The sequence below is a fragment of the Actinoalloteichus sp. GBA129-24 genome, from assembly GCF_001941645.1.
Taxonomy (GTDB): Bacteria; Actinomycetota; Actinomycetes; order Mycobacteriales; family Pseudonocardiaceae; genus Actinoalloteichus_A; species Actinoalloteichus_A fjordicus.
Genome location: NZ_CP016077.1, coordinates 1,737,442 through 1,749,548, shown reverse-complemented (window position 1 = coordinate 1,749,548; position 12,107 = coordinate 1,737,442). Strand labels below are relative to the sequence as shown.

The 12,107-nt window shown below is 69.1% G+C and carries 8 protein-coding genes; 5 read left to right on the top strand and 3 right to left on the bottom strand.

Translation table 11 applies throughout. The annotated features are described in order from the left end of the window. From UA75_RS33740 to UA75_RS07940, 5 genes are all read left to right on the top strand, one after another. On the top strand, positions 1-1,344 hold the full coding sequence (locus UA75_RS33740) for a hypothetical protein (RefSeq protein ID WP_075739703.1): 1,344 nt from the start codon (positions 1-3) through the stop codon (positions 1,342-1,344). A gap of 118 nt (positions 1,345-1,462) precedes the next feature. Beyond that, complete coding sequence (locus UA75_RS07955) at positions 1,463-2,242, top strand: ESX secretion-associated protein EspG (protein WP_075739702.1); 780 nt, start codon at positions 1,463-1,465, stop codon at positions 2,240-2,242. Between the two features lie 126 nt (positions 2,243-2,368). Continuing rightward, positions 2,369-3,331 (top strand): mechanosensitive ion channel family protein, encoded by a 963-nt coding sequence (locus tag UA75_RS07950; RefSeq protein ID WP_083683014.1) that lies wholly within the window; start codon positions 2,369-2,371, stop codon positions 3,329-3,331. A 39-nt stretch (positions 3,332-3,370) separates the two neighbouring features. After that, the gene (locus tag UA75_RS07945; RefSeq protein WP_404799966.1) at positions 3,371-3,772 is read left to right on the top strand and encodes a globin; all 402 of its coding nucleotides are present in this window, start codon (positions 3,371-3,373) and stop codon (positions 3,770-3,772) included. 192 nt (positions 3,773-3,964) lie between these two features. Beyond that, positions 3,965-5,560 (top strand): glycoside hydrolase family 13 protein, encoded by a 1,596-nt coding sequence (locus tag UA75_RS07940; protein WP_075739700.1) that lies wholly within the window; start codon positions 3,965-3,967, stop codon positions 5,558-5,560. A gap of 138 nt (positions 5,561-5,698) precedes the next feature. Here the strand turns inward: UA75_RS07940 and UA75_RS07935 are convergent, their stop codons facing one another. The 3 genes from UA75_RS07935 to UA75_RS07925 all read right to left on the bottom strand — a co-directional run bounded on the left by UA75_RS07935 (position 5,699) and on the right by UA75_RS07925 (position 11,868). Next, positions 5,699-6,352, bottom strand: coding sequence for a hypothetical protein (locus tag UA75_RS07935; protein ID WP_075739699.1), 654 nt, complete (start codon positions 6,350-6,352; stop codon positions 5,699-5,701). Beyond that, positions 6,345-6,761, bottom strand: coding sequence for an acyl-CoA thioesterase (locus tag UA75_RS07930; protein WP_083683957.1), 417 nt, complete (start codon positions 6,759-6,761; stop codon positions 6,345-6,347). The genes UA75_RS07935 and UA75_RS07930 overlap by 8 nt, the downstream gene beginning before the upstream one ends. 121 nt (positions 6,762-6,882) lie before the next feature. Continuing rightward, the gene (locus UA75_RS07925; RefSeq protein WP_075739698.1) at positions 6,883-11,868 is read right to left on the bottom strand and encodes an NAD-glutamate dehydrogenase; all 4,986 of its coding nucleotides are present in this window, start codon (positions 11,866-11,868) and stop codon (positions 6,883-6,885) included. Positions 11,869-12,107 lie beyond the last annotated feature (239 nt).

The following is a 12,107-nucleotide window of genomic DNA, read 5'->3' as shown; positions in this document are numbered from 1 at the left end:
ATGGGTGACATCTTCTTTCCCCAGTGCCGCGCAGTCGACGGGGACGAGATCTACGCCTGGTTCCACACGAACGCGACTGGCCCAGAAGGCACCACCGATGAGAACTATCGGGCCTGGCACGAGATCGGACTAAAGTACCGCGAAGTGCAAGCCACCATCGACCGGGCCGTCGAGGCGGCTCAGGTCGGCTGGTCCGGTGCGGCGGCGGACGGTGCGGGGAACACGATCCGACCGTTCAGTGAATTCGCGGTCAACGCCGAACAGACCTGTACCGACGTCTCCTACAAGGTCGCCTCCCAGAGCGGCTCCTTCCGGACAGCGGCGGGCAACATCGAGAAGCCGCCGGAAGTGCCGAACGAGCCCTGGTACAGCCCGGTCCCGTGGGAGATCGACTACGACCGGAAGAAAGAGGCGAACCAGGAGCAGAGCAGCGCCAACATCGCTGCGTATACCGAATACGGTGCGAACACCTCGGAGAACGTCAACAACCTGCCGGTCTTCGAGCAGCCTGCCGAGGTGCAGATCGCGATGAAGGGCGCCGACACCCTCGGGGTCGACCCGGGTGGGAACGGCGGCGGTGGTAATGGCGGCGGGGGTAACGGGTCCGGGGGCGGGCTCGGCTCCCTTCCTTCCGGCGGCGGGGGCGGGGGCGGCGGTTGGACGCCGCCCGGTGAAGTACCCACCGGCGGCGGCGGCGGCGGGGGCGGCGGCGGGGGCGGCGGCTTCACACCGCCGGGCAACGTCCCGCCGGGAGGTCCGACACCCAACCAGCCACCGTCGATCAGCCCCGACGCGAACATCCCGAACTCGCCCAGCCCGAACTTCCCCGGCCCCAACGGTCCGATCGGTCCCAACGGGCCGAGCCCCGGCGGGCCTTACGGCCCTAACGGTCCGGGTCCGAACGGCTTCGTTCCGCCCGGCGGCGGTGCGGGCGGACCCGGCGGCAGCGCGGGCGGCCCCGGCGGCGGCGGACGTGGACCAGGCGGATTCCGGATGCCCGGCGGCTTCGGCGGCGGTCCCGGTGGGCCCGGCGGCGGCTTCGGCCCCTCGGGCGGGGGCGCAGGCGGCGGCATGGGCGGCCGGATGCCCGGCGGCTTCGGTCCCGGTGGCGGCGGCTTCGGCCCGGCGGGCGGCGGGTTCGGCCCCGGCGGCGGTGGCGCGGGCGGCGGTATGGCAGGCGGCGGAATGGCGGGCGGCGGCCGCGGCGGCCAGGCCCAGGACGGTGAGGACGACAAGGAGCACAAGCGCGCCGACTACCTGGTCGAGACCGACGATGTGTTCGGTGACGGCCAGCGAGTGGCGCCCGCCGTGCTCGGCGAGACACCGCCCTCGAACTACCGCTGACTGGAGACCCATTCCGCGAAGGGTCGGCGTCACCCGCTGAGATGCGGGTGACGCTGGTCTTTCGAGGATCGGGCGGCTCATCCACCTGCCTGAGGAACGATCGCAGTCGGGAGCGACGATGTTGCGGAGCAAGATCACCATCTCCAACCTTGCCTACGACGTGCTGTGGGAACAGGAACGGCTCGAGGAGAAGCACCTGGCGTTGAACAGCCGCTCGCCGGGACGCACCTTCGACGAACGCCGTGAGCTGGTGAACCAGGCCTGGCAGGAGCTCGGCGGCCTCGGCCTGGCCAGGGGCCGCGAGGCACATCCCGACCTGCTCGACGCCCTCCGGCTGATCAAGCGCCCGGAGGTCGAGTTCTACGGGTGGTTCAGTCACGGCCAGAAGGACACGCGGTCGGCGCTGGCCCTCGGCAGCGGCGAACAGGCGCTGCTCGCCAGGATGGCCGACGACGAGCTCAGCCTCGAACCGGTCCGGTCCACCGGGCTGATCGACGCCCTGCTCTCGGCGCTGCCGCCCAACCAGGGTGGTCGCGGCCGTTCGTTCAACTTCCCCAAGGACGCGTTCGGTGACGGCGGCAACGACCCGTCGCGCGAGGGCGAATTCGGTTTCGAGGCGGCACCCGGCGGTGCGGGCGGACCGGACATGAAGGCGTTGAAGCAGCTCCTGGCCATGCCCAGGTCCTGCGCTGGGCAGCTCTATGTGGCACGGCGGGACCGGTTCGGGAAGCGGCACCGGGTCGAGAACGCGATCAGCTTCTTCGATCCGCCGCCGGGCCGCTACATGGCACAGCAGACGCTCGGTCCCGACGGGCGGAACTGGATGGTCGTCGCGCCTGCCAATGCGCGGGCGCTGGGCTCCCGACTCGCCGAGACGGCCGGGAGTCTCGCCTCCTGACCGACGGCGACCGTTCGACCGTCCGGAGACCCCGGCTGCATCGTCGTGGGTTCTGTCACGGCCACGTGCATGAGTTGATCACGAACTCGTGACGTGGACCGTGTACCACGATTACCATGACTCTCTGTGTTCATCCCCACGGCGGCGCCCGACTGCGCCCGTGAAGAAGACTCCTGGTGCGATCGGGTCTACGAGCTCACCGACAATGCTGTCGTCGCGCAGGTCTCCCCTGCGCTGATCACCGCCGTCCAGATCCTCCTGATCTTCCTGGCCGCCTTCGTGATCAGGTTCGTCCTGCATCGGGCCATCGGCCGGGCCACGAAAATGACCGGGGAGCAGAAGGTCCCCACCCTGCTCAAGCCGCTGCGGGACCGAGCGCCCGACGCGCTCGGCCCGCTGTTGTCCGAGCGGCGCATCCAGCGTGCTCGAACCATCGGCTCGGTGCTGAAGTCGATCACGTCCTTCGTCGTCTACGGCTTCGCCCTGATCCTGTCGCTGGACCAGCTGGGCATCCAGATGGCCCCGATCATCGCCTCCGCAGGTGTACTTGGCGTGGCCATCGGTTTCGGTGCGCAGAATCTGGTACGCGACTTCCTGTCCGGAATCTTCATGATGCTGGAGGACCAGTACGGCGTCGGCGACATCGTCGACCTCGGTGACGCGATCGGCACGGTCGAGGCCGTCGGACTGCGGGTCACCACGGTGCGTGACCTCGGAGGCACGGTCTGGTACGTCCGCAACGGCGAGGTGCTCCGCGTCGGCAACTTCAGCCAGGGGTTCGCGGTGGCGGTGATCGATCTGCCGCTGGCGCACTCCTCGGACGTCGACGCGGCGTTGGAGCTGGCGCAGGCGACCGCGGCCGACGCCGCGGCGCAGGCTCCGCTGTCGGAGAGCGTGCTGGAACCGCCGGAGATGCTCGGCGTGGACCAGATCACCTCGGACACGATCACCATCCGTCTGACCGTCAAGGTGCGTCCCGGCAGGCAGTGGGCCGTCGCACGAGCACTGCGGGCGCGGATCAAGGCGGCGTTCGACCGCGCCGAGATCAGCGCGCCCTATCCGACCGGCCGATCCTTCTACCAGGGATGATGCCGTGGTTGCCACCCTGAGGAGAAGAGCGTTGCGGACGTGAGCGAGTATGGACGCGTGGGCGTACCGGAGAACTTCTACGAGGCAGTCGGAGGCGAGCAGACCTTCCGCCGGATCGTCGCTCGGTTCTACGTCGAGGTGGCTCACGACGAACTGCTGCGCCCGATGTACCCCGAAGAGGACCTGGGTCCCGCCGAAGACCGCCTGCGCCTGTTCCTGGCGCAGTACTGGGGCGGCCCGCACACCTACTCCGAGCAGCGGGGGCACCCCCGGCTGCGGATGCGTCACGCAGGATTCACCATCGGTGAGGCCGAGCGCGTCGCATGGCTGCGGTGCATGCGGGTGGCCGTCGACGAGGCAGACCTCGATCCGGTGCATCGCGACCGGCTGTGGGCGTACATGGAGATGGCGGCGCAGACGCTGGTCAACTCCTGGCACTGACCCCCGCAGGCCGAGACGGACGAGTCTGATCATGAGCGGCCCCCGGCACGGGGGCCGTCTCCGCTCTGTGCAACCCGTCTGGATCACGCCGCATCCGGCCGCATCGCCCTCTCTCGCAGTGCCCAAGATCGCGCTACCCAATCACCCGTTTGAGGCAACTTTCCCCCGAAACAGATGGCAGGATGGCTCCCTGTGCGACGATCTGCCGACCTTCAAACCGAGACTGCGGAGAACTCCGCATGGTGGCGAAACGCAGTCTTCTATCAGGTCTACGTGCGCTCCTTCGCCGACTCCGACGGTGATGGTGTCGGCGACATCGACGGAATCCGAGCCCGACTCGGCTACCTCGAGCTACTCGGTGTCGACGCCCTCTGGCTGACGCCGTTCTACCGTTCGCCGATGGCCGACCACGGCTACGACGTGGCGGATCCCCGTGACGTCGATCCCCGTTTCGGCGACCTGGCCGGATTCGACCGACTCGTGTCCGAGGCCCACGCCTGCGGCATCAGAGTCACGATCGATCTGGTACCCAATCACAGCAGTGACCAGCACCCCTGGTTCCAGCAGGCCCTGCGGGCGGCTCCCGGCAGCCCGGAACGCGATCGGTATGTCTTCCGGCCCGGCCGAGGACCCGACGGCTCGCAGCCGCCGAACAACTGGACCAGCATCTTCGGCGGCCCCGCGTGGACTCGACTGCCGGACGGACAGTGGTTCCTTCACCTGTTCGCACCGCAGCAGCCGGATCTGAACTGGGCGAACATCGATGTCTGGAACGACCTGGAGCAGACGCTGCGCTTCTGGCTCGACCGGGGCGTCGACGGCTTCCGCATCGACGTCGCCCACGGCATGGCCAAGCCGGACGGGCTGCCGGACATGGACGCCAGGGCGGACCAGGGTTCGGCCGTGCTGCACGACAACCGGCTGGACCCGCGGTTCGACAACGACGGCGTTCACGACATCCACCGCATGGTGCGCAAGGTCCTCGACCAGTATCCGGGCCGCATGGCGGTCGGCGAGATCTGGGTGAAGGACGACGAGCGGTTCGCCCGCTATCTGCGGCCCGACGAGCTGCATCTGGGGTTCAACTTCCGTCTGGTCGAGGCGGGTTTCAACGCGGAGGTGATCCGCGAGGCGATCGAGCACTCCGTCAACGCGCTCGCCGCCACCGACACGCCCCCGACCTGGACGCTGTCCAACCATGACGTGGTGCGTCATGTGTCCCGCTACGGCGGAGGCCCGCAGGGAGCCCGACGCGCCCGCGCGATGGTGATGGTCGAACTCGCGTTGCCGGGTGTCGCCTTCCTCTACAACGGCGAGGAACTCGGCCTGCCCAACGTCGACCTGCCCGACTGGGCACTGCAAGACCCGATCTGGGAGCGGTCCCGGCACACCGAGCGTGGCAGGGACGGGTGTCGCGTGCCCATGCCGTGGGAAGGCGAGACGCCGCCGTTCGGCTTCTCCACTCGGCCGGACACCTGGCTGCCGATCCCACCGGACTGGGCGGAGCTGACCGCGGAGCGCCAGCTCGAGGACCCCGAGTCGATGCTCTCCTTGTACCGCCAGGCCCTGGAGCTGCGCAAGACGACCTCGGCATTCTCCGGCAGCGAGGTCGAGTGGTACGGCGCACCCGAGGGCTGCTTCGCGTTCCGGCGTAAAGGCGGTGGACTCATCTGCGCGCTCAACACCTCGTCGGTCCCCGTGCCGCTTCCCCCTGGTGAGGTGCTGCTCTCCAGCGGTCCGCTCGGGGTCGGCGAGCTGCCCCCGGACACTGCGGCCTGGCTGCACTGAGCCGCCAGAGAACGACGAAAGGCGCCGGTCGCGATCCAGTCGCACCGGCGCCTTCGTCGTTCTCGGGCGTCCTCGTGACCCGTGGCGGTCGAGCAGTCATCCGGGCGGGGTGCCTGCACCGATGACGTCGTCGTGCGGTCAGATCAGCAGCGGCAGCATCGCGTGTCGACGGCGGACCACCGAGCCGAACCGTGCGTCCAGCCGCAGCCAGGAGTCCGTCGCGACGACGCGAACCTGGTCCTCGGCCTCCCCGCCACCGACGAAGCCCATCCCGGACAGCGCGAACAGGCAGCGCAGCGGAATCTTGACGTCCAACCCGGCTCCGCTGACGGTGAGCACCGTCTGGTCGAGCAGCGACGCGGGGGGCGTGCCGTGCGGACCGGGATTCTCCCTGGCCACCGACACTCCGCGATCGGCGAGCTCGGCGATTGTTCCTGCGGGAACGTCGTCCACCCGCCGCCAGCCCTCCGAGGGAGGCAGTGCGGATCGCCAGAGAAGGTCCTGCGGCAGGCCCGGGTCCAGCCGATCGCCCCGCACCACGGTGAGCGTGGTGAGGAGGTCGTTGGCCCAGACGGTCGTGTCGGCGGGCGCCAGCACGCCCTCGACGGACCGGGTGACCAGCGCGTCGAAGGGGGTGGACACCCAGGCGTCCAGCATCGGGGGCGCGTCCTCGCCGATGCCGGGCCGGTTGCGCAGTCGCACCACGGCCTGCTGATCGAGCCGGACGGCACGCGCGACGAAGGCGCCCAGATCATCCCTGGCCGAGGAGTCGACGAGGCGAAGCTCAGCCACGGGAGTTCACCGCCTGCGGTCTGCCGGTGGGCAGCTTCGCCCGCCACCCGGCCAGGAAGTCCCGCTCCGTGTCGGTGAGCCTGCGCGGCCTGCCGCCTGCGAGGTCGTAGGGCACCATCACCGTCTCTGCGGTCGCGGCGATCGGGTCGTCGGGAGAACGCCCGCTCCGGAGCACGTAGACGAGCGTGAACGACGCCGCTCGCAGCTCGTCGACGGCGATCTCGACCCGGACCGAGGCACCGTCGACGACCAGCGGGCGCAGGTAGTCGACCCGCAGCCGGGCGACGACGGTGCCGTCGGCCATCTCGACTTCGCCGCGTCGCCCGCCCTCGACGAACAACAGCCCGACACGGGCCTCCTCCAACAACGTGACCGTGTTCGCGTGATTGACATGACCGAACGCGTCCATGTCAGACCACCTCGGTGTCACGTCCGCGACATACACACCCAAGGGACGAATGCCTCCCTGCGGATCGACCTCATACCGTTCCTCGCTCACCCTATCGGGGTCGCCGGAGCCGCAGACACGGTCACCGCACCATGCTGCGGATCTGCCGGGCCGCCACCGACAGGGTCGCCAGATCCAGCTTCGTGACGGCGTTGATCGCGGCCAGGGTGGTTCCCGCCCGCTCGAGCCGGGAGGAGTTGGCCTGCTCCCACTGGTCGATCTTCTCCGCCACGGTCTGCCCCTGGTCGCTGTTGCGCAGGACGTCGATGGTGATCTTGCGCAATGAGGTGTAGACGTCGTCGCGCAGGGCGAGCCGTGCCAGCGCGTGCCAGCGGTTGCCGCGTTCGAGATCGCTCACCGAGTTCAGAATCCGGTCGATGTCCAGGTGCGCCGACACCGCGAAGTACAGCTCGGCTGCCTCCTCGGGGCTGCGTTCCCGGCTGACGCCGCCGTCCCGCTCCGCCAGCTCGGCGACCTCGGTGATGTCGAGCAGGCTGAAGGTGTGCAGGAGGGCGGCGATGCGGTCCGCCGTGTCCTCGGGCACCCCGGAGGCGACCAGGTTCTTCGTCAGGCCCGCTGCGGTCTCGCGTTCCCGACCCTGCAGCAGGTCGGGGACGTGCGGGGTCAGCGCCTGCACCACCGGCTTGAATCGCGAGATCTCGGCACCGACCGCCAGCGGCTGCGGACGGTTCGACAACAGCCAGCGCGCCGCGCGATCCAACAGCCGCCGCGACTGCAGGACCAGGTCGTCGGCGACGGCGCTGGGCACCGTCGTGTCCAGCTCGTCGACGGCCCGCCAGAGCGCTGGCAGGTCGAAGACCTCGGTGACCACCGCGAACGCACGCACGGCGTCGGTCGTGGTGACGCTCATCTCCTCGGACAGCCGGAAGGCGTAGGAGATGCCGCCGCCGTCGACGACCTCGTTGACCAGCATCGTGGTGATGATCTCGCGACGAAGCGGATGCTGCGAGATGACGTCGCCGAACCGCTCGCGCAACGGTGTGGGGAAGTAGCTCGGCAGTCTGCCCGCGAAGATCTCGGCCTCCGGCAGACTTCCTGCCAGCACGTCGTCCTTGAGCGCAAGCTTGACGTGGGCCATCAGTGTGGCCAGCTCCGGCGAGGTCAGCCCCTCCCCTGCCTTGTCCATGGCCTTGAACCGCTGGGCGGTGGGCAGCACCTCGAGCTCCCGGTCGAGCCCATGGGTCGCCTCCAGGCCCGCCACCAGGCGCGCATGCACCGACAGCATCGGGGCGGCGTGGGATCGGGAGACTCCCAGGACCGCGTTCTGCCGGTAGTTGTCGGCCAGGACCAGCTCGGCGACCTCGTCGGTCATCTCCCCGAGCAGTTCGTTGCGCCGTTGTGGCTCCAGCGCGCCCGAGGCGATGACCCGGTCCAGCAGGACCTTGATGTTCACCTCGTGGTCGGAGCAGTCCACGCCTGCTGAGTTGTCCAGCGCATCGGTGTTGACCTTGCCGCCCGCCCTGGCGAACTCGATGCGGCCACGCTGGGTCAGCCCCAGGTTGCCGCCTTCGCCGACGACCTTGACGCGCAGGTCACGGCCGTCGACTCGCAGCACGTCGTTGGCCTTGTCGCCCACCTCGGCGTGTGACTCGTCGGCGGCCTTGACGTAGGTGCCGATCCCGCCGTTCCACAACAGGTCCACCGGGGCCAGGAGGATGGCCTTGACCAGTTCCGGCGACGACAGCTGGGTGACCGAGTCGGCCAGGCCGAGCGCGGCGCGGACCTGGGGGGCGATCGGGATGGCCTTGACGCTGCGCGGCCAGACGCCGCCGCCCGTGCTGATCCGCGTTCGGTCGTAGTCGTCCCAGCTCGACCGGGGCAGCGCGAAGAGTCTGCGCCGCTCGGCGAAGGAGACGGCGACGTCGGGTTCGGGGTCGAGGAAGATGTGCCGGTGGTCGAACGCGGCGATCAGCCGGATGTGCTCGGAGAGCAGCATTCCATTGCCGAAGACGTCACCGGACATGTCGCCGACGCCGACGACCGTGAAGTCGTCCTGCTGAGTGTCCACGCCCAGCTCGCGGAAGTGCCGACGGACGCTCTCCCAGCCGCCCCTGGCCGTGATCCCCATCTGCTTGTGGTCGTAGCCCGCCGATCCGCCGGAGGCGAAGGCGTCGCCCAGCCAGAAGCCGTAGGACTTCGCCACGTCGTTGGCGATGTCGGAGAACCGCGCCGTGCCCTTGTCCGCGGCCACCACCAGGTAGGTGTCGTCGCCGTCGTGGCGCACGACCTGGGGGGCGGGCACGGCCTGTCCGGCGTCGAGATTGTCGGTGAGGTCCAGCAGGCCGGAGATGAACATCCGGTAGCAGGCCACCCCCTCGGCGGCGTGTGCCTCCCGGTCCCGACCCGCATCGCCGGTGGGCGCGGGCGGACGCTTCACGACGAATCCGCCCTTCGCACCGACCGGCACGATCACGGCGTTCTTCACCGCCTGGGCCTTGACCAACCCCAGGATCTCGGTGCGGAAGTCCTCCCGGCGGTCGGACCAGCGCAGCCCGCCCCGCGCGACCGCGCCGAAGCGCAGGTGCACGCCCTCGACCCGAGGTGAGCAGACGAAGATCTCGTAGGCGGGCCGGGGTTCGGGCAGGTCGGGCAGTTCGCTCGGCTTGAGCTTGACGGCGAGGTAGGGCCTGGGCTCGCCTGCCTCGTCACGGACGAAGTAGTTCGTACGCAGCGTCGCACGGATCAACGTCACGTAAGACTGCAGGATCCGGTCGACGTCGAGGCTGGTGACCTCGTCGAGCAGCGCCTCGATCTCGGCGAGCGCGGACTCCGTCCCCGACCGCCGCGCCTCCTCGGCCAGTGCGGGGTCGAATCGCGACTCGAAGAGCCTGACCAGCGCCCTGGTGACGACCGGGTTCGCCCGCAGGGTGTCCTCGATGTAGTCCTGGCTGTAGGCGATCCGCGCCTGCCGGAGGTACTTGGCGTAGGTGCGGAGCAGGACGGCCTGCTGCCAGGTGAGATCGGCGCGCAAGACGAGCGAGTTGAATCCGTCGACCTCGCAGCGGCCCTCCCAGGCGGCCACGAAGGCGTCCTGGAAACGACTCTGGAGCTCGGCCATGTTCGGGGTCTGGTCGTCCAGGAGCGCGACGTCGAGCCGGAGGCCGAAGTCGTAGACCCAGCACTGGACGCCGTCGTGTCGATTGACCTCGTAGGGGCGCTCGTCGACGACCTCGACGCCCATCCGTTGCAGGATCGGCAGCACCTGGGAGAGCGTGACGCGCTCCCCGACCATGTAGAGCTTGAACCGCCGCTCGCCCGGTTCGCCGACGGCCGGTCGGTAGAAGGAGATGTCCACATCGCCCGGCCCCGAGAGCGCGAAGAGCCTGCGGAGGTCGGCGAGGCCCTCGGCGGCGGTGAAGTCCTCCTTGTACGCCTCGGAGAACGCCGAGGCGTACTGCCTGCCGCGTTCCGCAGCGGGTTCCGACCGCAGATCGTCGCCGTCGGCGTTCTCGGTCGTCCTGGGACCGTCGGAGGCGATGACCTCCTCGACCATCCGGTCGCTCCAGGTGCGCACCGCCGCGGTGAGCTGATCCTGAAGGATGCCGGTGTCGACGGTCACGTCGGCGTCGGGATCGGTTCGGACCATGAAGTGCACCCTGGCCAGCAACGACTCGCCGATGCGCGCGCTGTACTCGAGCTCGACGCCGTGCAGCTCGCGGAGCAGCACCTCCTGCATCGCCAACCGCGACGTGGTCGTGTAGCGATCCCTCGGCAGGTAGACCAGGCAGGAGAAGAAGCGGCGGAACTCGTCTCGCCGCAGGAACAAGCGCAGCCGACGGCGCTCCACGAGGGAGAGCACGCCCGCGATCGTGTCCTGCAGGGTCTCGGGGTCCGCCGAGAACAGCTCGGCCCGAGGGTAGTTCTGGAACTCCTCCAGCATTCGCTGTCCGGAGTAGGACTCCAGCGGGAATCCCGCCCGACGGATCACCGTTCGCACCTTGCGTGCGACGACGGGGATGTCGAGGACGTCCTCATGCAGGGCGGTGGTGGTGAACAGGCCGAGGAAGCGGTGTTCGCCGCTGACCGCACCGTTCTCGTCGAAGGTCTTGACGCCGACGTAATAGGGGTGCATCGGCCGGTGCACCGTCGACGGTGCGCTGCCCTGCGTCAGCACCAGCAGGTTGGGCGCCAACGCGTGCGCCATGCCGTCCGGGGCGGTGGCGAGGTCCTTGGCGTCGAGGCTGTCCCGACGGAGCACGCCGAGGCCGGAGGCCAGGACCGTCCGCAGCACCGGCTCGTCGTGTCCCGGCTCGTCGACGAGTTCGTAGTGTCGGTATCCCAGGAAGGTGAAGTGACCACCCGCCAGCCAACGCAGCAGGCGCGCACCGTCGCGAACCTCGGTCACCGGCAGCGGCAGGGTCGCCGACTCCAGCTCGGCCGACAGGGAGCGAGCGCGATCGGCCATCCGGTCGGTGTCCTCGACGACCTCGCGGACGTCGTTGAGCACCGAGTGCAGGCTGCGCTCCAATGCCTCCCGTGCCGCCTCGTCGCCGATCGGCGCGATCTCCAGGTGCATCCAGGACTCGACCAGCGAGTCCGTGGGCGGGTCACTGGGGTCTGCCGCGTCCAGCACCTGAAGCAGTTCGCCGGTCAGATCGCGTCGCACCACGACGATGGGATGCACGATGCGGGCCACCGAGGCGTTCTGCCTGCTCAGGCCCGCGACGACCGATTCGACGAGGTAAGGCATGTCGTCGGTGACGATCTGGATCACGGTGACGTCGCGGGTCACGCCCGCCTTCTCGTCCTCCGGGGCGAACACACGGATCGCGGGCCTGCCCGCCACCCGATGCTGTGCCAGCTCAACGTGTGAGGACAGCATTGCGACGAGTTGGTCGGCATCGTGTGCGACGACCTCCTCGGCGGAGACGTATCGAAAGTACAGTCGCAACAGACTGCCGATGGCGGGCTCGGACTCGGCTGCTCGATCGAGCAGCAGATCGCGAGTCCACTCGAGCGCGGCCGTCCTGTCCTGGCGGTGCGACGGTGCCGACTCGGCGTCGTTGCCGGTGGCGATCATCTCGGACTGTGCTCCTGTCGAGGTCATGGTCAAACGACTCCACATCACGGGTACCTCGGTTGTACCAAGGCCGGGGCCAACCTTAGTGCCTGACTCTGATCCCTCTCCGCAAGGCGAGGGCCTGCACCACCGCCCACCGAAGCGGAACAATCGGCCATAACGGCAGTCCTCATCGACGGTGACACGGAATGGCCCGGCGCAACGTCACCATGCGACGCCTGTGCACGAGATCACAGGCGAGCGGATGAGTTCGTCATCTCGTGCGC

Bases quoted from the DNA above. Each gene is read 5' to 3' on its own strand.
- UA75_RS33740 (WP_075739703.1), top strand. From the start codon at position 1: ATGGGTGACATCTTCTTTCCCCAGTGCCGCGCAGTCGACGGGGACGAG.
- UA75_RS07955 (WP_075739702.1), top strand. From the start codon at position 1,463: ATGTTGCGGAGCAAGATCACCATCTCCAACCTTGCCTACGACGTGCTG.
- UA75_RS07930 (WP_083683957.1), bottom strand. From the start codon at position 6,761: ATGGACGCGTTCGGTCATGTCAATCACGCGAACACGGTCACGTTGTTG.
- UA75_RS07925 (WP_075739698.1), bottom strand. From the start codon at position 11,868: ATGACCTCGACAGGAGCACAGTCCGAGATGATCGCCACCGGCAACGAC.